The sequence below is a fragment of the Thiosocius teredinicola genome (assembly GCF_002009425.1).
Classification (GTDB): Bacteria; Pseudomonadota; Gammaproteobacteria; order Chromatiales; family Chromatiaceae; genus Thiosocius; species Thiosocius teredinicola.
In genome coordinates this window covers 2,611,726-2,633,962 of the sequence record NZ_CP019936.1, presented here as the reverse complement: position 1 = coordinate 2,633,962, position 22,237 = coordinate 2,611,726, and the positions used below count along the sequence as shown (strand labels likewise).

16 protein-coding genes are annotated in these 22,237 nt (G+C 59.5%); 10 read left to right on the top strand and 6 right to left on the bottom strand.

Going from position 1 to position 22,237, the window contains the following annotated elements:
- Positions 1 to 34 precede the first annotated feature (34 nt).
- The 3 genes from B1781_RS12620 to B1781_RS12610 are packed head-to-tail and all read left to right on the top strand — an operon-like array spanning position 35 to position 3,790.
- Positions 35 to 766: a hypothetical protein gene (locus B1781_RS12620; protein ID WP_078120004.1), complete on the top strand. Its 732-nt coding sequence runs from the start codon at positions 35 to 37 to the stop codon at positions 764 to 766.
- A gap of 19 nt (positions 767 to 785) precedes the next feature.
- The gene (locus tag B1781_RS12615) at positions 786 to 2,471 is read left to right on the top strand and encodes a type I secretion system permease/ATPase (RefSeq protein ID WP_078120003.1); all 1,686 of its coding nucleotides are present in this window, start codon (positions 786 to 788) and stop codon (positions 2,469 to 2,471) included.
- A complete protein-coding gene (locus tag B1781_RS12610) occupies positions 2,468 to 3,790 on the top strand; it encodes an HlyD family type I secretion periplasmic adaptor subunit (RefSeq protein WP_334223707.1) in 1,323 nt (440 codons plus the stop codon). Before B1781_RS12615 ends, B1781_RS12610 begins: the two co-directional genes overlap by 4 nt.
- A 25-nt stretch (positions 3,791 to 3,815) precedes the next feature.
- Here the strand turns inward: B1781_RS12610 and B1781_RS12605 are convergent, their stop codons facing one another.
- Positions 3,816 to 5,501 (bottom strand): GMC oxidoreductase, encoded by a 1,686-nt coding sequence (locus tag B1781_RS12605; RefSeq protein ID WP_078122043.1) that lies wholly within the window; start codon positions 5,499 to 5,501, stop codon positions 3,816 to 3,818.
- Positions 5,502 to 6,005: 504 nt separating this feature from the next.
- Here B1781_RS12605 and B1781_RS12600 point away from each other — a divergent pair.
- From B1781_RS12600 to B1781_RS12585, 4 genes are all read left to right on the top strand, one after another.
- Positions 6,006 to 6,746 (top strand): GNAT family N-acetyltransferase, encoded by a 741-nt coding sequence (locus B1781_RS12600; protein WP_164513376.1) that lies wholly within the window; start codon positions 6,006 to 6,008, stop codon positions 6,744 to 6,746.
- Between the two features lie 340 nt (positions 6,747 to 7,086).
- A complete protein-coding gene (locus B1781_RS12595; protein WP_078120000.1) occupies positions 7,087 to 8,040 on the top strand; it encodes a lipase family protein in 954 nt (317 codons plus the stop codon).
- A 70-nt stretch (positions 8,041 to 8,110) separates the two neighbouring features.
- Positions 8,111 to 8,827 carry a hypothetical protein gene (locus B1781_RS12590; RefSeq protein ID WP_078119999.1) on the top strand — a complete coding sequence of 239 codons (717 nt, stop codon included), beginning with the start codon at positions 8,111 to 8,113 and terminating at the stop codon, positions 8,825 to 8,827.
- Positions 8,828 to 9,047: 220 nt separating this feature from the next.
- Complete coding sequence (locus tag B1781_RS12585; protein WP_078119998.1) at positions 9,048 to 10,214, top strand: GGDEF domain-containing protein; 1,167 nt, start codon at positions 9,048 to 9,050, stop codon at positions 10,212 to 10,214.
- 87 nt (positions 10,215 to 10,301) lie between these two features.
- Here B1781_RS12585 and B1781_RS12580 read toward each other — a convergent pair whose 3' ends face one another.
- The 4 genes from B1781_RS12580 to glgB all read right to left on the bottom strand — a co-directional run bounded on the left by B1781_RS12580 (position 10,302) and on the right by glgB (position 18,863).
- Positions 10,302 to 11,525, bottom strand: a complete 1,224-nt coding sequence (locus B1781_RS12580) for a hypothetical protein (protein WP_125932066.1) — start codon at positions 11,523 to 11,525, stop codon at positions 10,302 to 10,304.
- Between the two features lie 443 nt (positions 11,526 to 11,968).
- Positions 11,969 to 14,203 (bottom strand): NADP-dependent isocitrate dehydrogenase, encoded by a 2,235-nt coding sequence (locus B1781_RS12575; protein ID WP_078119996.1) that lies wholly within the window; start codon positions 14,201 to 14,203, stop codon positions 11,969 to 11,971.
- A 301-nt stretch (positions 14,204 to 14,504) separates the two neighbouring features.
- Positions 14,505 to 16,682: a glycogen debranching protein GlgX gene (gene glgX, locus B1781_RS12570; RefSeq protein WP_078119995.1), complete on the bottom strand. Its 2,178-nt coding sequence runs from the start codon at positions 16,680 to 16,682 to the stop codon at positions 14,505 to 14,507.
- A gap of 6 nt (positions 16,683 to 16,688) precedes the next feature.
- Positions 16,689 to 18,863, bottom strand: coding sequence for a 1,4-alpha-glucan branching protein GlgB (glgB, locus tag B1781_RS12565; protein WP_078119994.1), 2,175 nt, complete (start codon positions 18,861 to 18,863; stop codon positions 16,689 to 16,691).
- A 614-nt stretch (positions 18,864 to 19,477) separates the two neighbouring features.
- Here glgB and B1781_RS12560 point away from each other — a divergent pair.
- Both B1781_RS12560 and B1781_RS12555 read left to right on the top strand, forming a co-directional pair.
- Positions 19,478 to 19,807, top strand: coding sequence for a c-type cytochrome (locus B1781_RS12560; protein WP_078122042.1), 330 nt, complete (start codon positions 19,478 to 19,480; stop codon positions 19,805 to 19,807).
- 11 nt (positions 19,808 to 19,818) lie between these two features.
- Positions 19,819 to 20,160, top strand: coding sequence for a c-type cytochrome (locus B1781_RS12555; protein WP_078122041.1), 342 nt, complete (start codon positions 19,819 to 19,821; stop codon positions 20,158 to 20,160).
- Between the two features lie 84 nt (positions 20,161 to 20,244).
- Here B1781_RS12555 and B1781_RS12550 read toward each other — a convergent pair whose 3' ends face one another.
- A complete protein-coding gene (locus B1781_RS12550; protein WP_125932065.1) occupies positions 20,245 to 20,874 on the bottom strand; it encodes a c-type cytochrome in 630 nt (209 codons plus the stop codon).
- A gap of 270 nt (positions 20,875 to 21,144) precedes the next feature.
- Between B1781_RS12550 and B1781_RS12545 the strand changes: the two genes are divergently transcribed.
- Entirely contained in the window at positions 21,145 to 22,233 is a 1,089-nt protein-coding gene (locus B1781_RS12545; RefSeq protein WP_078119992.1) for a mechanosensitive ion channel family protein, read from the top strand.
- Positions 22,234 to 22,237 lie beyond the last annotated feature (4 nt).

The following is a 22,237-nucleotide window of genomic DNA, read 5'->3' as shown; positions in this document are numbered from 1 at the left end:
AGTCACCCGATTAATACAAAGAAGAGTGAAAGACATGGAATTTTCGAAAAGTATCAAGTCCAAGTTTCCTTGGTTTCTCGCTGTAGCAGCGTCGCTCGCGCTATCGAGCGCCAACGCGGCGGTGGTAACGTCGATCGCGCAACCGTTGCTGACGCCTTCCCCTGACGCCATCGACAGCTACCTGGACGACCTGGGAGGTGGGATCGAAACTGCAGAATCATTGACGGCTACTGCAGATGTCGACGTTCAGAACATAAGTTGGTGGGGGTCGTACGACGGAACCCCGTCTACCGACGATTTCATCGTCCGCGTGTTCGCGGATGCGGCCGGTTCGGTGGGCGATCTGCTCTATGAACTGGCTAGCGCGCCCGCGATGCGATCTTTGACCGGCGTGCAGGATATCTTTGGTGAGGACGTCTATGCGTATTCGCTGGATATAGCCAGTGGCGCTTTGGCACTCGAAAATGGTTTGTCGTACTGGCTATCGATCGTCAACATCTCCAACACGGGCAACAATCCCGTTGGCTGGTATTGGGCGGAGAGTTCAGTTGGTGATGGCGCCAATGCCTATCGCGAGCCGGCCTTGTCGCCCGATTGGATTGTCGATTCACCCAGTATCGATCTGGCGTACGAAATCACCGGTGTCACCGATGATCCGGATGCAGTTGTTCCCGTTCCCTCCACGCTGCTCATCATGCTGCTACCTTTGGGAGCACTGGCGGTGAATCGAATGCGTCGAGGTGTCCGCGCTACCGACTTCGCCTAGCACTAGGCTCGGTCAGCCCATGACAGCCAAGCGCAACGCGCTGGACGCCGGCTTTGCTGTTGCACGCCCGGCACTGCTCGCTGTGGTGTTCTTCAGCCTGTGCATCAACCTGCTGATGCTGGTGTCACCGCTTTACATGCTGCAGATCTACGACCGCGTACTGATCTCGCGCAGTGTCGACACCCTGTTGCTGCTGTCGCTGGTCGCCGTGGCCGCACTGATTGTCCTCGGTGTGTTGGAGGCGATTCGTGCCCGTGTAATGGTGCGCGTAGGTGCGCGCTTCGACCAAGGTGTTTCAGACAGTACATTCGCGGTTGCCATGTACGATGGGCTCGGTGCGCAACCGTTGCGCGATCTTGCAACGGTTCGCTCATTCATGACCGGCCGTGGCTTGCTGGCCTTGTTTGATGCTCCGTGGACGCCCATCTACCTCCTTTTTGTCTATCTGCTGCACCCATGGCTAGGACATGTGGCACTGACGGGTGCTGTGCTGTTGCTTGTTATTGCACTGGTCAACGAGAGGGCGACCCGAACCCCCCTCAAAGAATCTGCTGGGCGAACGATGGTTGCCGATCGATTTGTCGATGCGGGTTGTCGTAACCGTGACGCTATCTGGGCGATGGGTATGTTGCCGGGGCTGCGTGCGGTCTGGCGCAAATGGCACCATGACGGCCTTTCGCTACAGGCCCGCGCCAGCGATATTTCGGGTGTCGCCGCAGGTTCGGCGCGCGCACTAAGGTTCACCATCCAGGTCGCAATCCTCGGCGTCGGCGCCTATCTCGCGATCAACGAGGTTACATCGGCCGGCGTCATGATTGCGGCGTCGATTATCAGTAGCAGGGCACTCGCGCCGATCGAGGTGGCGATAGCGGGTTGGCATCAGCTTCTGAGTGCGCGCGAGGCGCGCACGCGATTGCGTGACTGGATAGCTAGCGATGGTGACGCCGAAGAACCGATGCGGTTGCCGCAACCGAAAGGCGATTTGGTTTTCGACAATGTGTTCGCAGCGCCGCCGGGTGCCGATCGGCACGTGGTCACCGGCATGAGTTTCCGCATAGAACCCGGCACCAGCGTAGGGCTCACCGGGCCGAGCGCTGCCGGAAAGTCGTCGGTCGCGCGCTTGATGGTCGGCATCTGGCAGCCGTTGTCGGGACTGGTGCGGCTGGACGGCGCCGAGTTTGCGCAATGGTCGCGCGATGTACTCGGGCCGTATATCGGCTATCTCCCGCAGGATGTCGAACTGTTTCCGGGAACGGTTGCAGAGAACATCGCACGTTTCGGCAAGGTCGATGCTCAAGCGGTTGTCGATGCAGCAAAGCTGGCCGGTGCGCACGAAACCATCGTAGGGCTATCCGACGGCTATGCTACCGAGATAGGGGCGGGCGGCGAGAACCTGTCCGGCGGTCAGCGCCAACGTATAGGTCTGGCGCGGGCTTTCTATCGCCGGCCTGCACTGATTGTGCTTGATGAGCCGACGTCGAATCTGGACGCACAAGGCGAAGCAACAGTGCGTAACGCAGTGGACGAACTTAAACAGGGCGGCAGCACCGTTATCGTCATTGCGCATCGGCCAACACTGGTTGGCGGTGTCGACAAGATGATGGTTGTGCAGAAAGGCGCGCTCACGCACTACGGTCCTACGGCAGAAGTCATGCCGCAGATCACGCGCCGCCTGACGGTAGGCAATGCGGTGCAGGGGGCATGAGTATGCACCCGCCGGGCGCCGCGCCTTCGCCACTGCCGGTCGATCCGAAACGCAGCATTCTGGCAGGCATGGTCGTGGTGCTGATCGCGATGGGTGGATTCATCGTGTGGGCTGCAACGGCCCCGCTGGCGGAAGCGGTGGTCGCCGCCGGTACCATCAAAGTGGACTCGAATCGCAAGAAAATTCAGCACCTCGAAGGCGGTACTATCAAAGATATTCTGGTGCGTGACGGCGACAAGGTGAGTGCCGGAGATGTACTGGTGCGTCTCGATGAAACGCGTGCTGCCGCGTCCCTGGCGATATTGCGTGACGGCTATGATGTCGCTGTGGCACAAGAAGCGCGCTTGCTCTCGGAGCGTGACGGCGCTGAGGATATTCAGTTTCCTCGTTCCTTCACTGAGCGATCGGGTGAGCCGACGATCTCAGAGATCATCACGTCGCAACGCGCACTGTGGCAGGCGCGTCGCGAGGCTGTAGCAGGCGAGGTGGCAATCCTGGAGAAACAAATCGCCGGTTTGCAACAGGACGTCGATGGTCGCAAGGCGCAGGTCCGCTCGGAAAACAAGCAATTGGTATTTGTGCGCGATGAACTGGCGAGCGTTCGCAAGCTGCATCAGAAAGGGCTGGGCGGCAAGCAGCGCGTTCTCGAGCTCGAACGAGAGTCGGCACGCTTGGAAGGCAGCCGTGCAGAGCATCAGTCTGAGATTGCGTCGGCGCAAACCGAGATGTCGCGCAAAGAGTTGGAGATTCACCAGGTTCGCGCGGCATTTCGCGAGAAGGTCGTCAGCGAACTCAAACAGGTGCAGGCGGAGATCTTCGACTTTCGCGAACGGATGAATGCCGCCGAACACGTGTACAAACAAACCGAGGTGAGGTCGCCGGTTGACGGTGTCGTGGTCGATATCGGTGTACACACCATCGGTGGCGTCGTTTCCCCTGGCGAGACTTTGCTCGAACTCTTGCCGTCGAATGACGAACTCATCATTGAGGCGCGTGTCAATCCTCAGGATATCGATAAGGTCACCGTCGGATTGCCGGCCGCGATCCGTATGACGGCGTTCAATCAACGCACGACGCCCGAACTCGATGGACAACTTCGCTATGTATCGGCCGATGCGCTGCTCGACAACAAAACCGGCGAGACCTACTTCATCTCGCGGGTCGAAGTCCCGCTGGAGCAGGTCGAGCGTCTGGGTGACAAGCAGATCCTACCCGGCATGATGGCCGAGGTGTTCATCCGCACCGGCGAACGCACGATGGCCGATTATCTGCTGCAGCCGATCCACGACAGCTTTCGTCGCGCTTGGCTGGAAGATTGAGCCCGCGCTGATCCAGCTTCTGCGCCTAACCCAAATGGCGCGAAAGGCGCAATGCGAGTCCGCCCAGGGTGCGTACCGGGTTTGCCGCTGAGCTGAACGGCATCACCGACATGTCGCACACGTACAGGTTGCCCGTACCTTTTACTCTGAGGTTCTCGTCGACGACGCTGGCGTTGCTGACGTCGGCGGTGTAGCTCGGCCGATACGGCATACGCAGCGTGCCCACGGCATGATGCACCGTGCCGAATCCGAAATCGGTGAAGTTGCTGCCGTAGGGGTTGGGCGGGTTCGGCGCAACCGGGTTTCCGTTGTGGCGGAACTGGCCGAAGATTTGTGTCGTGATGTTGTTGAGGATGCCGAATATCTCGTCGTGACGCTTGTTCCAGCCGGCAAGGGCAGGGAAGCGAGAGCCGGCGAGGTGGTCCATCCAATTCAGGTTCTTGAAGACGATCTCGGGTACGTAGCCGAAGGGCGGCGCCGGGCGAACCTCGTTGCCGTCATCGATGCAGTTGCCGAAGCTGAACTTGATCTCGAGGATCGACGGATCGTTCGACATGTCGATCGGTTGCGCTGGTTCGTGCGGATCGTTTTCACGCAGATGCCAATACTCGTGGTTGATGTTCATCTCGACGTTGAACGGAAACTTGATCTGGTTCTGCGCATCGCGTTTGCCACGCGAATAGAACACGATCTTGGCGTGCGCGTTGCGCGGGATCTCCAGGTCCCCGATACCGTCGACAACCGTGCCGACCCAGTCGGTGGTCGGGTGATCGGTCAACCCGCGTCCGATCAGCGGCTTGACATCGTCGGGTAGCTCATGGACCAGGCTCGAGCGATTCAACAGCTTGGGACTGTCGATCGACCCGGCGGCCAGCACGGCAACGTTGGTATCGAAGGTGCGGATTTCGTTGCTCAACACGTTGCGAACGATCAGGCGGTGCCGATTGTTGGGCAGACTCTGCACGTCTTCAACATAGTGGTTCAGCAACAGGTGAAGTCCGTTGCCGTTGTGGTCACGAAAACCGCTTGGCTGCCCGACCTGGTTGATCAGCAACTCGGCGGTGTTGAAAACGCCGGTCGGTTCGACGAAATACTCATCCTGCGGTGCGCCTTCTGCATTCAGATAGGGTTGGTGCAATGCGCGTGGTGTCTCTTGGATATCGAACTCGTCGGCCAGCGGGCTTGCACGCAAGCGCTCCACGATCGCCTGGGCAGTCTTTCCCATCGAAGCGGAGGCGTTCATCTTGTCGCCGGCCAACTGCAGGTATTCATCGCTCAAGGCATTGCGAACCGGGTCGGGGAAGAAGTCCAGTTCCCAGTCCTGCACGGTCGGGATCAATCCGGACCAGAAAACCGAACGGCCGCCGAAATTGAGCTGCGGCTGTTCGTGGATATAGTTCTGAGACCCGCCATTACCGAACTGGTAGAACGACTTCACCTTGTAGTGAGAAGCCACCTCGGCGTTGGGAAACCGGCACACGTTGAACACGTGGGTCGGAAACAGGTACGAGCCGGCCTCGAGAACGAGGATGCGTTTCTGCTGGCCGAGTCGGTCGGCGAGGTCGTCGGCGAGCAAGCCGCCGCCCATACCCGAGCCGATGATAACGATGTCGAAGTCGGTCCGATCGCCCTGGTATTGCGGAAAGAATCGCGACTGCGATTCGCTGAACTGGCTGACGAGGCCTTCGTAGGTCTGCGCATGAAACGTCATCGATTCCACCTCCCTCTGAAACGCCGCGGGGCGACTCTTTGCTTCCCGCTTCTTGCCGATCTGCCGATCTGAAGCCGCGGACGACAATCCTTCCTTTGGGTCGGCCGGCGGCCACGTTGGGAACTTTGATACTACACCTGCGTTTCCATTGTGCGATCAGGGAAACGACCGACGTGCTGTAGGCGAAATCGTTGCGACATCGTGTGTCGCCCACCGGGCAGGGGCGCACTGGTTGATGCCCGACCGAAGTGATCGGCTGGCGTGCGCTCCGACTCACTTTGAAAGGCTGGTGAGCCGCCGATTTTGACGGCCGTCGCGTTTCGTTGGCGCCCCGCTCGACGGTTCATGGGGGATGGGAGTAACTACATTCCGCAAGAGGTTTTTTCGCTAAGGAACTAAAGAAACGGGAAGTTTTTCCGATGTTGCACTGCAACAAGATTGCGTATATAAGTTGGTTTTAGGCACTCATAAGCCTGAGGAGTTGTAGAGATGGGAACGGTGTTGATGTTTAACGACCGTTATCAGGAACAGATGCGGTTACCCGGTGGCCAGAGCGTCAGGCTGCGCCTGATCCAGCCCCACGACAAGGAGCTTTTGCGCCAAGGTTTTCAGCGTTTGTCTTCTGCCTCTCGACACAAACGGTTCATGGGTGGCAAGCAGTCGATCAGCGATGCCGAACTGCGGTATTTCACCGAACTGGATCAGCGCGATCACTTTGCGATCGGCGCCGTCGAGCTGAACGCCGATGGCGCTGAAGGCGAGGGCATCGCGGTCGCTCGCTTCGTGCGCCTTGGCCCGGAATCCGACTGTGCCGAAGTGGCCATCACCGTGGCCGACGATCTGCAGGGCAAGGGTGTCGGTCGCAAGCTTCTGGAGAAACTCGTCGAAGCGGCAGTCGAACGTGACATTCGTCGATTCCGATTCGAATGCCTGGCCGACAACCATGAGATGCGCAGATTGGTCTACAAGGTCAGCGAGGTCGTCGAGATTCGTAGCGACGATGGCGTCATCGTTGCCGAGGTGGAGCTGCCCGGCGCGCACCACGAATCGGCGGAACACTCGATGGCGGCTGTTGAACGCCTGTTCTCGCTGTTCCGCAATGTGGCGACCAACGCGCTCGATATGCAGGTTAATCTGGGGTTGGACACCCTACACCGCACGCTCGACATGGCGATCGAGCACAAGAACTACTGGTGGAAACCCTGGTTGCATAAATCGACCTCGTTGTCGCGACCGCTGAACTGAACCTTCGAACCGCCGCAGATGCCTGCGATCCGCCATGGATCTCGGGCATCGCCCGGTGAGACGGAGCACGACCGGGTCTGTCTGATCTTCGGCGCGCGACGTCTGTTGTACGTCGCGCGCGCTTTCTTCCCGCTTTTCTCCCGTCACACAGTCGTGATTCTCGTTCCGCGATGCGGGCTCCGCACATTCCATCCGCGCGAACCTTCCCAGCGTTTCAGGATCGCCTTTGATGGCCGTTATGGTTTTTGGCGCTTTGCATCACGGACGGCTCGCTCGTCCGACGAGCATCCCTTGGTATCGCGCCGACTCTTTCCATGACAAAGCGGAGCGAAAACTGTAGATGGCGTGTGTCACCGATATTCGACAGGTCGATGCGGACCGGATCGAGCTTTTGATTGAATGCTGCATACAGGCCTACAACGCTTTCTCGAAAAAGACGGCTGCGGCGTGCGATCGCGCACGGGTAACCGCTCCGCAAGGATACGAGCTGCTGGACGCGTGGACCGGCATCGATTCGGTGTTCGGCCGCGACAAAACGGCGGAAACCTACGGCCTGGTTTTTCGCTCGACTGCGGCGCCCTGGCGTTACGTGTTCGCCTTCCGCGGTACCGACAGTGCGCTCGATATGCTCGACGACTGCGGCATAGAACCTCAACCATTCGTGGCCTACGACCGCAGCATCGGTGTGCCCTCGAGCGTGAAGGTCGAATCCGGATTCAACGATATCTACAAGACGGCGGGCGGCACCCAGGCCTCGATGCAGCAGCAGTTGTTTGCGCTGGTCGACAGCTACCAGTCGTCGGACAAACCGATCGATGAGTTGATCGTTACCGGACACAGCCTGGGTGCTGCACTCAGTCAGTTATTTACGCTCGACCTTGGCCTGTCCCGTCCGTCGATCACCGTCACGAACATCAACTTCGCGTCACCCCGGGTGGGCAATAAAGCCTTCGTCCGCTACTTCGAACAGCAGGCGCCGTGCTCCACCTTGCGGGTGCAGAACGCTTATGACGCCGTACCGCATCTGCCGCCTGCGGAGCTGGGTTTTCAGCACACGCCTTGTGTTTACCTCGTCGCTTTCTACAGCACGAACCTGCTCGGCAAGATCGATCTGTTGGCGAATCATTCCAGCATCAACTACCAGGCGGTCATCGCCTGTGCGGGCAACAACGGTACCGGTGTCTGCTCGACTAAGCACCTGCGCGTCTCGGAAGGCAAGGCGCCGCTGCGCTCTCAGCGGCCGATAGCACGTATTGGGCATCTTTCTGCGGGCCATCTCGCCGGCGCGCAGTGAACCAGCCGCAGCTCGAGACTGCGTCACATCGGCGCGATTGAAAATTTCGAATAACACGAGGGGAGATGAGATGGGCATATTGAAAGACGTATTCGACGAAGCCGAGGACCTCGCGGTAAAGCTTCATCATCAGCCGAAGGGCTATGCAGAAGCGGCGCTCGACACGCTGGCGGATATTGCCGACAGCATCGGCTGCGGGTCTGTGCTGCTGTGCAGCGGCACCGCGGCGGAGAGCCGGTTGATCGAAGAGGTCGACGGAACCGATTTCAGCCATTCCGCGATGATTGTGCGTCTGCACGGCCACCCCCAGTTGTACGTGTGGACCGCCGACACGGTCGACAAGATGGAAGACCAGATACACAAAGAGGCCAACCCGGATCATCCCGGCACGCATCTGCTGATGCTCGACGAGTATCTCGCCAATCTGGACAAGTATTATCCGTCGCCGGATGGTTCGACGTACCGGTTCGCCGTTGCGCGGTTGCACGGTGTCGATATCGACGAACAACGTTTGTGGTCGGTCATGTACCACTATGACGGTACGCCGTTCCCGCCGACCAAGCAGGAGTTCCTGCACTGGCTGGAAGGCCAGGCCGACATCGATTGCGGGATGCTCAACTCATTCTGTGCGCAGATGGTGGCCAATACCTACCAGCAGATGGGTTGGCTCAGTTCGAACCATCCGCCGAACCACTACAACCCGGGCTCGTACGCCAAGACGGCGAAGATCAACAAGGAGATGGTCGGCCCGGCCAGTCTGCAGGCACCGCAATACTTCAGACTGTAAGGTTCGGCGATGGCGGAGCGGCGTTCTGCCGCTAGGATTCATACGGATCGGTCTGCATCGAATAAGAACAACTGCCCATGTGCTCGATACCACCGGCGACAGCGCGGACTTTTGCTGTTCGCGTCCTTGATGTTCGACTATTATCCGGCCAAGCGAGGGAAGCGCATTCTTTTCTCAATGCATATTCGGCTCTCTGGTGTGGAGAGTCGCGGGGCCTCGCATGACACTCGATATCCCGACGATGTACTTCGTCAGCGTCGTCACCAACGTGGCGATGACGCTGGCGGTGGTTACCGTGGCGCTTCGCCAATCCATCCCCGGCCTCAGCCAGCTCGCATGGGGCTTGGTCGCCAACAGCGGCTACTACCTCGTGTTGGGCGCGCGCGGCAAGATCCCGGACGTTCTCGCAGTCGGCGTTGGCAACATGCTGGGTTCGCTGACGCTCTCGCTGATACTGCTGGCGGTACTCTGCTGCCGACGTGAACGGCTGCCGCCCGCCTTGTACGTGGTGCCGGTGATCCTGATGCCGGTGTGCAGCCTGCTGCTGCTCGACGACCGCGAATCCAGGCTCATTGTTGCTTCGCTGATCCTGTTCTACCAGATCGCATTGATCCTGTGGGCCCTGTTGCGCCCCGGCTACCTGATGGTCGGCCGCGGTCGCATGATCATGGCCGTGACCCTGGTCGTCGGTATGACGACCATGGCGTATCGCGCGCTTGCGCTGTGGCTGGGGTGGCACGAGATCTCGCCTTTTCAGTCGCGAGACTCGCTGAACACGCTGTTCTACATGATCAACTATCTCGGGATGTTTTTCCTGGCGTTCGGTTTCGTGTTGAAGACGGTTGAGCAGAGTGCGGAACAGAACCGCCGCATCGCGTTGCAGGATCCGCTGACCGGCTTGGCCAACCGACGCGCCTTGTTCGAAACGATGGATGGGCTCTACGCAAAAGCCGAGGCCAATGGACAGTCATTGAGCCTGATGATCATCGATGTCGATCACTTCAAACGCGTCAACGACCGCTACGGCCACCAGGCCGGGGATATCGTGCTGCAACACGTAGCGACGACGATCAAGCAGCGGCTGCGCGCCAACGATATCGTCGGTCGCATCGGTGGCGAGGAGTTTCTTGCCGTGCTGCCGGATACCCCGAACGAAGGGGCCTTGCGCGTCGCCGAAGAACTGCGGCGCACACTGGAGTCCGCGCCGGTGACCGTCGACGGGCAGGAGATCAGCGTGACGATCAGCGTCGGCCTGTACAGCTCCGGTCGTTTGATTTCCTCGCAGACGCCGGATGCGATGATCGCGACGGCCGATGAGGCCCTTTACCGCGCTAAATCGAACGGTCGCAACAGGATCGAAACGGTGGAAGCGCCGGCGTCAGCCTAGCCTTGCGGGCCGAGTCTGCCGTGTCAGCCGAACGTGCTGCTAAACGTGGTGTTACTGCGCGAACACCGGCAAGCGAAGCGGCGAGACTCACAACGGGAACGTGAGCAGCACAAAGCCGCCTGCTTCCGAATAGTCATGTGCCGGATAGTTGTACTGTTGGTCGTGGCGGTCGGCGTAATACAAGGAAAGGTCTGCGGTTACCCGTTTGTGCACCGGGAACGAGGCAGAAAGCGTCCACTTGTTTTCTTTGCGTTGGTTGTTGAACGGTCCGTACCCGCCGAGGATGAAGGCGTAGACCGGGCTTGCGATCGTTGCGTTGGCGTTGTGCTCCGACCTGGCGTTTTCCAACCGAACGCGCCAATCGTTCCTGTGTACCGCCAGGGCGATGACCATTGTCTTCTTGCGTTCGGCGAGCAACTGGGTGGCGGGCAGGTAAGGCCGGTCTCCGTCGCCTGTATGCCGCAGGATCTCCAGTTCGAGGTTGTAGCCATCCACCCGTCCGGCCAGTTCGATGCCCTTGAGGCCGGTGTTGCCTTGCAGTGGGTTGAAAGAGCCGCGGTAAGAGCCGCCACCGAAGATCGGCGCGATGGTGGTCAAACCGTTGGCCTCCGGGTTCAGGCGCAGACCCAGGGCGACGTCGGTATAGGCATAGGTGAACCTGTTTGTCGGGAACAGCGGGGTGGTATAGACGTTGTCCTTGTTGCCATCGACGTGCTTGGCATTCAGGTAAAGGAGTTTGTAGGTCGTTTTCACCGAGTAGGTGTCTTCGACTGCATCGACCAGGCTGTCGTAGCTGCCGACGCTGGCTTGGTGCATCAGTGTGTAGTCGTGGTCTTCGCGTTGCCATTGCACTTTTGCATCGAACACGACCCCGTCGTAGTCGATCAGGGCGCCGGCCCCTTTGATGCGGATGTCTTTGCCCCCCGGTTCGTGATTCGTTGCGCCGTTGTAGTCGCGAAAACCGATGCCGGCCTTCAGCGTTCCACCCGCAACATCCCACTTGGCCCCGTATCGGCATTCAAGGTCGCGAGCCGTGAAGTCCTTCCATTCCGCGTCGCGTACATCCGAGATGCCGACGATGTTGTTGAACGAGTCGATGCGACTCTCTCCGTGCAGCAGGCTGGGGTCGCATCGGAACAGTCCGATGGGTGTCAGCAGCGACGCAGAGAATCCGACGCTGTCGAGGCGGTAATCGACATCCTGCCGGGTCTTCAACAGGAGTCCGATTGCAGAGCCCTGTTCGGCAGCAAGGCTGCTCCCGGCCAGGCAGAACGTCAGCATCGCTGAAACCCACGTCTTCAGAGTGTTCATGCTGTGACTCGGCAGTGTGTAGAGGTTGTTATTCGGTTGGTGTCCTGTCGGTGGCCGCGAAGGCCGCCGAACGGCGCCGGCGATCTGTTATCGACGCGTCTTCCGCGGGCGCCCGATCGCTGGCAGTGCACCGGCAACTGACGTCATAACGATGTCCGTTGATGTGCTCGCCTGTGACACAGAACGGCTGACCCAGGCTCCAACCAGTATTTGCTTTCTGTTAGCGGTCGACGCCGGCAGAACTAAAGCCCTAAGCGAAAAAATTTTTGTCGCAACGGCTGTGTCGAGGGGAATTCAGGATGAGCACGGACGACGCCCGGCGGGCGCGTAATGCGCTACTCATAATCGAACGTTAGAGCTGGCGTGGCAGCGCTTATAGGCTTCACGGCACCGGCGGTCGGTGTGAGACCGAAAGCCGGGCCGTGATTATCGGCCGCGCTTATTCAGAACGCGGCATCTTGCAGCAGTTTGTTGAAGGTTGGGCTGGGCCGCATGACGGCCTGCAGGCGAGCTGCGTCGGCATTGAAGTAGCCGCCCAGGTCGACTTCACCGCCTTGCACTGCCTCGAGTTCTGCGACGATCTTGTCTTCGTTTTCCGCAAGCGCCTTGGCCAGCGGTGCAAAGCGCGCCTGGAGTTCGGCGTCGTCGTTTTGCTTTGCCAATGCCTCGGCCCAGTACATCGCCAGGTAGAAATGGCTGCCTCGGTTGTCGATCTCGCCGGTGCGCGGTGACGGCGATTTGCCGTTGTCCAGCAGGCATTCGGTCGCCTGGTCGAGGGTCGTCGCCAGGATCTTGGCTTTGCCGTTGCCGGTTTTTTCGCCGAGCGTTTCGATGGATACCGCCAGCGCCAACAGCTCGCCGAGCGAATCCCAACTCAGGTGGTTCTCTTCGACCAACTGTTGCATCAGTTTGGGTGCGGTGCCGCCGGCACCGGTCTCGAACAGGTCGCCGCCTTTCATCAGCGGCACGATAGACAGCATCTTCGCGCTGGTACCCAACTCCATGATCGGGAACAGGTCGGTCAGATAATCGCGCAGGATGTTGCCGGTGACCGAGATCGTGTCCTTGCCGCGGATGATCCGCTCCAGCGAATACCGCATGCCGCGCAGCGGCGACATGATCTGGATATCGACATTGCTGAGATCGTGCTCGCCCAGATAGTGTTTGACCTTCCTGATCAGCTCGGCATCGTGCGGCCGATACTCGTCGAGCCAGAACACCGCCGGAATCTTCGATTGGCGTGCGCGCTTCACGGCGAGTTTCACCCAGTCTCGCACCGGCTCGTCTTTCGTCTGGCACATCCGCCAGATATCGCCTTTCTCGACCTTCTGTTCGATCAGAAGAGTGCCGTCCGCTTTGACGATGCGTGCCACGCCGTCGACCGGGATCTCAAAGGTCTTGTCGTGAGAGCCGTATTCCTCTGCCTTCTGCGCCATCAGACCGACGTTGGGGACCGAGCCCATGGTGGTCGGGTCGAACGCGCCGTTGGTCTTGCAGAAATTGATCATCTCCTGGTAGATGCGGGCATAGGTGCTCTCGGGCATCACCGCCTTGGTGTCTTTGAGCTTGCCGTCCGGCCCCCACATCCTGCCGCCGGCACGGATCATCGCCGGCATGGAGGCGTCGACGATGACGTCGTTCGGGGCGTGCAGGTTCGAGATGCCCTTGCGTGTATCGACCATCGCCAGCTCCGGGCGCGTCTGATAGCAGGCGTGGATATCTTCCTCGATCTCGACGCGTACCGAGCGGGGCAGCTGCTGGATCTTTTCGTAGACGCTGCTGATCCCGTTGTTCGGGTTGACGCCGAGGCGCTCGAACAGCTCGCCGTGTTTTTCGAACAGGTCTTTGTAGAACACCCGGACCGCATGACCGAACACGATCGGGTGGGAGACCTTCATCATCGTGGCCTTCACGTGCAACGAGAACATCACGCCGGTTTCGTAGGCGTCCTGCAACTGCTCTTCGATGAATCGGCACAAGGCCTTCTTGCTCATGAACATGCTGTCGATGATCTCGCCCTCGATCAGCGAGGTCTTTTCCTTGAGCACGATGACTTCGCCGTACTTGGTCTCCAGCTCCATGCGGACGTCGCAGGCCGCGTCCATCGTCATGCATTTTTCGCTGGAGTAGAAATCGCCGCCGCGCATGTGCGAGACATGGGTACGCGACGCCGGGCTCCAGGGCGTCATCTCGTGTGGGTTCTTGCGCGCATAGCGTTTTACCGCGGCCGGCGCGCGCCGGTCCGAATTGCCTTCGCGCAGTACCGGGTTGACGGCACTGCCCAGGATCTTCGAATAGCGCGCTTTGATCTTTGCCTCGTCGTCGGTCTGCGGTTCGTCGCTGTAGTCCGGCACCGGGTAGCCATGTGCCTGCAGCTCGGCGATGGCCGATTGCAGCTGATTCACCGAGGCGCTGATGTTGGGCAACTTGATGATATTGGTGGTTGCTTCCTGGGTCAGGTTGCCAAGCTCGCCAAGCGCATCCGGAACGCGCTGCTCGGGCGCGAGGTAGTCACCGAACTCGGCGAGGATGCGGGCGGCGACCGAGATATCGCTCTTTTCGACGTTGATCCCGGCCGGTGCGGTGAAGGTTTCAACGATCGGCAGCAGCGACTGGGTGGCCAGCAGCGGAGATTCGTCGGTAAGCGTGTAGATGATCGTCGGGCGTTCAGCGTTCATGGTGTGGGGGTACTCAATACGCGGCAGGCGCGGATTCGAAACGGCGAGCGTTCGGCGGCATCCGGCAATCGGATCCTCGAAATCGGCATCTGTCTGGCCACGCTTCCGTCCTCGGGTGCATTTCAGGGTCGTGTGTCGTGTCGAGCGCTCGGCCCCGGGCTTACTGCGACCCGTTTGACCGGCAGCCGGACCACGGACCGTGCCTGGACGGGCCGCTGAAAGGCGCTTGATCGACGGTGTTTATCATCAGATAAATTAAGGTTGAGGTGCATCAAGTAAGTCAATCGTCACGATTAGGTTTTCACTGGCGGCTGGTCGAAGAGGGTGCCTCGGCGGCGTTCGATTTGCGCGAGCGCATCAGCCGGATCAGTACGGTCGATCGGGCTTTCAGGGGATAGGTTTCGCCGCTGTGAAAATAGCGCCCGTCGTCGCGGTCGCCGGTCGGGAAGCTGGTGTCGAGCTCGACCGCCCAGCGTGCTATGCCGATCTGTTTGGGCAGGCAGAAGCCGATTTCCTGGTGGTGGGCGTTCAACATCAGCAGGAAGGTGTCGCCACGGATCGGCCGGCCACGCGAATCCTGCTCTTCGATGGCATTGCCATGCAGCAGCAGACCCAGCGAGCGAGCGTATGAATGCGACCACTCCTTGTCGGTCATCTCGTCGCCGCTCGGGCTCAGCCAGAGGATATCCTTGACGTTGCCGCCTTTGATGCGCCGTCCCTGGAAGAAGTGTCGCCGCCGGAACACCGGGTTGTTCTTGCGAATCCGGATCACGCGTCTTACGAAGGCGATCAGTTCCTCGTCTTGCTTGTCCAGATCCCAGTGCACCCAGCTGATGTCGTTGTCCTGGCAATAGGCGTTGTTGTTGCCCTGTTGCGTGCGTCCCATCTCGTCGCCGGCAGCGAGCATCGGCACACCTTGCGACAACAGCAGCGATGCCAACAGGTTGCGCTTCTGCTGTTCGCGGCGTCTTACGATATGCAGGTTGGTGGTCGGGCCCTCGGCGCCGCAGTTCCAGCTCAGGTTGTTGCTCTCGCCATCGCGGTTGTCTTCGCCGTTCGCCAGGTTGTGCTTGTCGTTAAAACTGGTCAGATCGTGCAGGGTGAAACCGTCGTGGCAGGTGATGAAATTGATGCTGGCGTACGGTTTGCGGCCGTTCGACGAGTACAGATCGCTGGACCCGGTCAAACGGTAGCCGAGTTCGCCGATCAGGCCGCCTTCACCCTTCCAGTAGGCACGAAAGGTATCGCGATAGCGGCTGTTCCACTCGGTCCAGCCGACCGGGAAGTTGCCCACCTGAAAACCGCCTTCGCCCAGATCCCAGGGTTCGGCGATCAGTTTCACCTGTGACAGCACCGGGTCCTGGTGGACCATGTTCAAAAAGGCCGACAGCTGGTTGACGTTGTGGCTGTCGCGCGCCAGCGACACGGCGAGGTCGAAGCGGAAACCGTCGACGTGCATCTCCTGCACCCAGTAGCGCAGGCTGTCCATGATCAACTGCAGCACACGCGGGTGCATCGTGTTCAGCGTATTGCCGCAACCCGTGTAGTCCATGCAATAACGCTTGTCGTTCGCCGTCAGCCGGTAGTACGCCGAGTTGTCGATGCCACGGAAACTCAGTGTCGGGCCGAGATGGTTGCCTTCGGCGGTATGGTTGTAGACCACGTCGAGGATCACCTCGATGCCGTTTGAGTGCAGGCGTTTGACCATGGTCTTGAACTCCGCGATGTTGCCGGAGGCCGAGTATTCGCCGTGCGGCGCGAAGTAACCGATGGTGTTGTAACCCCAATAATTGTTCAGGCCCTGCTCGGCGAGGTGACGGTCGTTGATGAAGCTGTGCACGGGCATCAGCTCAACCGCGGTAACGCCGAGCTGCTGCAGGTGCTCGATCACCGGATCGGTCGCCAGGCCGGCGTAGGTGCCGCGGTACTGGCGCGGCACCTTTTCATTGAGGTAGGTGAAGCCCTTCACGTGCAGTTCGTAGATGATCGTCTCGTGCCACGGTGTGCCCAGCGGCTTGTCGTCGCCCCAGGGGAAGGTCGGATCGACGACCCGGGACTTCGGTATGCCCGGGGCACTGTTGCGGCTGTCGCGATGCAGATCGCCATCGGCGTGGCCGATCGTGTAGCCGAACAAGGCGTCGTTCCAGCGAACGTTGCCATGGATGTCCTTGGCGTAGGGATCGATCAACAGTTTGTTGGGATTGAAGCGGTGGCCGTTGGCCGGGTCGTAGGGGCCGTCTACCCGGTAGCCGTATAACTGGCCGGGTCGAACGTCCGGCAGGTAGCAGTGCCATACCTGGTCGGTCTGCCATTTCATCGGAATGGCATCGATCTCGCGTCGCCCGCGATCGTCGAACAGACACAGGGTTACCGCTTCGGCGTGCTCCGAGAACAGCGCAAAATTGACGCCTTCGCCGTCCCAGGTAGCGCCGAGCGGATAGGGACCGCCCGGCCAGACGGTATGTGAATCTTTGGGCATCGGCGTTCAGCTACAACGGCGCAGCACGATGCCGGCGAGCGGCGGAAGCGTCAGCTGCATCGAACAGCCACGCTCCATCCAGGGCAGGTCTTCGCTGACCAGGCGCCGGCCGCCGTTGCCCACATTCGAACCACCATAGATGGCGGCATCCGAGTTGAAGATCTCTTCGTACTCGCCGGGCTCAGGCAGGCCGATCCGGTAGCCCTCACGCGGTATCGGCGTCAGATTGAGCACGACGATCAGAAAGTCGTCGTCTGAGCGGCGCACGAACGTCAACACGGAGTTGTCGACGTCGTGGCAGTCGATCCATTCGAACCCGCGCCAATCGAACTCGTACTGGTAGAGCGCCGGCGTGCTGCGATACAGGCCGTTAAGGTCTTTGACCAGACGTTGTATCCCCTGGTGCTGCGGGTAGTCGAGTACGTACCAGTCGAGCGCCTGTAGGCAGTTCCACTCGATGCCCTGGGCGAACTCGCAGCCCATGAACAGCAGCTTCTTGCCCGGGTGGCAGAACATGTAGGTATACAGCGTGCGCAGGTTGGCGAACCTTTGCCATTCGTCGCCGGCCATCTTGTTGAGCATCGACTGTTTGCCGTGCGTGACCTCGTCATGCGAGAACGGCAACAGGAAATTCTCGGTGAATGCGTACAACATGCTGAAGGTCAGGTTGCCCTGGTGGAAACGGCGGTGCACCGGATCGTGTTCCATGTACGCCAGGGTGTCGTTCATCCAGCCCATGTTCCACTTGATATCAAAACCCAGGCCGCCGATCTCGACCGGACGGCTGACCATCGGCCACGAGGTGGATTCTTCGGCGACCATCAGCACGCCCGGTTGCTCGGCGTGTGCGATGGTGTTCAGTTCGCGCAGAAAATCCATGGCCTCGAGGTTTTCGCGGCCGCCGTAGCGATTCGGCACCCATTCGTCACGCGAGTAATCCAGGTACAGCATCGAGGCGACGGCATCGACACGCAGGCCGTCGATATGCATCTCTTCCAGCCAGAACATGGCACTCGACAGCAGGAAGTTTCTGACCTCGTTGCGGCCATAGTTGTAGATCAGGGTCGACCAATCGAGGTGTTCACCCAGTCGGGGGTCGGCGTGTTCGTACAGCGGAGTGCCGTCGAAGCGTGCCAGGCCGTGTGCATCTTTCGGAAAATGGGCCGGCACCCAATCGAGGATCACGCCGATGTCGTGCTGGTGGCAGTAGTCGACGAAGTAGCGAAAATCGTCGGGACTGCCGTAGCGGCTGGTCGGCGCGAAATAACCGGTCGCCTGGTATCCCCAAGACGGATCGTACGGGTACTCGGTGATCGGTAGTAGCTCGATGTGGGTGAATCCCATGCCGATCACGTAGTCGACCAGGCGGTGCGCCAGTTCGCGATAGTTGAGGAACTCGCCTTCCATACCGCGCTGCCAGGAACTCGGATGGACCTCGTAGATCGACATCGGCGTGTGCTGCCAGTCGGCGTTGGCACGTTTGGCGAGCCATGGCGCGTCGTTCCACGGGTAGGGTTCTGCACCCACGGCGACCGACGCGGTGTCCGGACGAAGTTCATAGGCCTGCGCATAGGGGTCGCTTTTGAGCAGGATCTCGCCGCTGTCCCGGTTGCGGATCTCGTACTTATAGAGCTGGTTCGGTCCAAGGTCGGGTATGAACAGCTCCCATACGCCGCTGCCGCCGCGTACCCGCATCGGATGACGGCGGCCGTCCCACTGGTTGAAATCGCCGACCACGCTGACGCGCTCGGCGTTGGGCGCCCAGACCGCGAACAGGATGCCGGCAACCCCCGAGATTTCGTGCGGGTGCGAACCGAGAAAGCGATAGGCATGTCGGTGCTTGCCCTCGCCGAACAGGTGCAGGTCGAAATCACTGACCTGCGGCGCAAAGCTGTAGGGGTCGTGACCGACGTGCTCGCGATGACCGTCATCCTTCCACAGCAGGCGGTAACGGTCGGGTACGGTGCCATGGCTGCCGCGCCACTCGAACAGGTCGGTGCCGGGCACGCGCTGCAGAGAGATATTGCCTTCGACGATCGATACGTCGCTGGCCGACGGAATGAACGCGCGGACGACGTCTTCCTCCTGGTCGGCCGGGTGTTTGCCCAGCACGGAGAACGGGTCGTGGTGACGCGCCTCGATGAGACGGTGCAGGTCAGCGGACGATGGATCGGCTTGCATGTTGAGACTCCTTGCAAATCATTGGCATCTGGCGGGTTGCCTTCCGGGGGCGCCAAGCATCGCCGTGTCGAATGTCGAGCGAATGACGGTAAAGCATAGTCTTGCGGATTCGCGCGTGCTTCGAAGTTGTGCGTCGACCGCCACGTCAGGATCGTGTTGGTGCATTAAAGACGACAGCGGTCGGGCGAAATGCGTTGCGCATCACGCGGGCCGGTGTCGGCGGCCGTGATGAATACGGTGTTGCGGCGTACAGGCGGTCAATGGGGCGCTACCCGGGGAACAACGAATGACAGCATCGAAGCCAAATTTGTGCCATATCGATAGGTCGGGCGACCGGATGCTGGAGCGTGGGGAGTTTGGCCTTGTGCTGTCGAACGGGTAGCTGCGATCGACGGGGCGATGTCGGCGGCGGTACACATCTCGTCCAACTTGATTTTCGGTCGTGCGTAAAAGGCGTGCGATCTAAATAGATTTGTAAAGTCTAATATAGTTACAAACTGCTAGACAGTGGCCGGCGCAATACTAAATTTGGTGGGGATTACATAGGCGCAAATGGGCAGTGTTCTGCGTATACTTTGGCTGCACAAAAAACTATCAAAGGGGGAGATATGCTGATGAGGTGGATAGGTGGACTTCGCGTGCCGCTGATGCTGGCGGCTGTCGCTATGACGACGTCCGCTCAGGCAGTTGAAGGGGATGCCGAACGGGGCAGGGTCAAGGCGGATACCTGCCTGGGGTGTCATGCGATCCCTTCATATTCCAATGCGTATCCGAATTATCACGTTCCCAAAGTCGGCGGTCAGAACGAGGCCTACATCATTTCCGCGCTGCTTGCCTACCGTAGCGGATCGCGTGCGCACAGCACGATGCACAACAACGCACTGGCGTTGAGTGATCAGGATATTGCCGACATCGCGGCATTTTTCTCGTCGGTCGGCAAATGAGGAGCGAGGGTATGCGTAAAAACAGAATAGCCGGCGTCGTCGCGGCCGCGTTGTGTCTTGCGGGTGGTGTTGCCATCGCCGGTGGTGATCCGGAGGCGGGCAAGGAAAAGTCTGCGGTGTGTGCCGGATGCCACGGGGCTGACGGCAACTCCACGATCGGGGCGAACCCGCGACTGGCCGGGCAATACGAATCGTACCTGCTGCAGGCGTTGAAACAGTACAAATCCGGCAAACGCAAAGACATGCTGATGGGCGGAATGGTCGCCAATCTGAGTGTTCAGGATATGAAAGATCTGGCAGCCTGGTTTGCCAGCCAGGACGGCAACACACTCGAGGTGTTGCCAGAGGAGTAAGGCGCAGCCGGGCTACCGGCGTGCGCACATGAAGATCGACCGCTGGGCAATCGCACTGATCGCCCAGCGATCAATTACGGCTCATTATTCGATATCTTCCGCGCCGTAGTAACGCACGATCTGTTTGACTTCGTCGTCGGTCAGCTTGTGCGACTCGCTTTGCATTCGCTGGAACAGGTCATTGTTGCGATTCGCTTCGCGGAACTGCTGCATCGAGGCTTCCAGGTACTGCCGTACCTGCCCGAGCAGTATCGGTGCGACTTCGATCTGGTTGTCTTCCTCGACGATGTCCTTGTCGTGACAGCTGTCGCACACCTTCATGCGTAGCGGCGCCGATCCGCCGACATTGGGCGCGCGTTCCAGGCTCTGGTACCAGGCGCCGATATGGATCATTTCATCGTCGGAAATCTTGCGCGCGACTTTGAGCATGTCTGAATCGTCGCGTATGCCTTCGCGGAAGTCGTGCATCTGTTTGAACATGTAGGTGGAGCGCTGTCCGGCAATGCTTGGAATCTCCGGGTCATCGCTGATACCGTCTTTGTTGTGGCATTTTTTGCAGCGGTACTTCTTTGCCAGTACCTTGCCGGTTTCGGCGTCGCCGGTAGCAACCATGTCGAATTTTTCTTTGGTCCACTCAAACGCCTGCGGTTCGCCGGCAGACACGACGAATGGGAGCCCGAACAACAATACCGCCAAGGAAGGGACGTGACGCATAGAGACAATCTCCTTTAGGTTCACGAAGGATTGTAGGTTTTTGTAGTCGAAAGGGATTCTAGCCAATCTCGATCGCAGATTCCGCGCAAATTTAATGTTCCCCCGTTCTGACCGAAACCTTGCTCACAACCACGCTAATCGACGGCCTATCTGCGTGCTGCGATCTAGGTATGCCTGGGTTTGCGATCCGATGAGGCCTTTATACGTCTATAGAAACTGTCGATCTGTTCGGCATCAGGCATAATTGCGACGGAACTTTAGGAATTACTAATGGAAGAACTTCTGGATGCAGCGCACCCGTTCTTGGCGCGTTTCTCCAATCTCGAACTGGCATTGATGCTGGCCAACGTGTTGCTGATGCTGTTTTCCCGGCCGCTGCTGCAACACCTCAGCGACAGGAGCGACAACAGCGACAGCTTTCGCGGCAAATTGCACATGTTCCGCGCGGCAAACCTGCTGGTGCTGTCGGTCGTTATCTTCAACAGCCTGATTCTGCCGATCGCCTCGCATTCGTGGATGACGCGTCTGCTGGCCGCTGTGCTGGTCGCTTTTCTTGCCTACCTGAGCGCCCACGTCGCGAACTATCTGATCAAACGACGCTTCGGCCGGGAACGCATCGTCAACGGCGAGAGTACCTGGTCTGAAACCTACAATGTCCGGGTGTTGAGCCTGCTCAGCTCAATGTTGTTGTTCGTTGTCGCATTGATCGCGGTGGTGCGTATCCTGGGGCTGGACAGCCTGCTGGAAGCCGGCGGTGTCATCGGCTTCATCGGGGTCTTGTTGGCGCTGACGCAGAGTTCCTGGGCGCCGGACATCATCAGCGGCCTGGTGATCTTGAACAGTCGCCTGATCGAGGAAGGGGACGTCATCGAGGTGAGCGACGGCGAGTCGGTGCTGGGCGTGATCTATAAGACGAAGATCTTCCATACGGAAGTGCTGAACCTGGTCAACAACCATCGCATCATGTTCAGCAACGCCAAGCTGCGGGGCATGACCATTCACAACCTCTCCAAGTTCGCCTCGGCGAAGGGACTGCGTGAGGCCCTGGTTTTCAAGATTGGTTACGACTTCGATGAAGCCGCCGTCAATGAGATGTTCGATGCGGCATTCGAGCGTGCCAAGCAGAAAGTTGGCGCCTGTGTCGAATTCAAGTACGAACCGGAGGTTCGGGTTACCGATGCAGGTGACTATGCGGTCGAGTGGACCGTCTACTACTACACCAAAGATGTAAGACATTTGCTGCGCACCCGGCAATTGCTGCGTGCACTGATCGTCAAAGCGGCAGCTGAGCGCGGAATGAGTCTGGCAACGCCGATGATGCACGATGTGATTGCGCTGCCGCCGGAACATGACGACTGAGGTT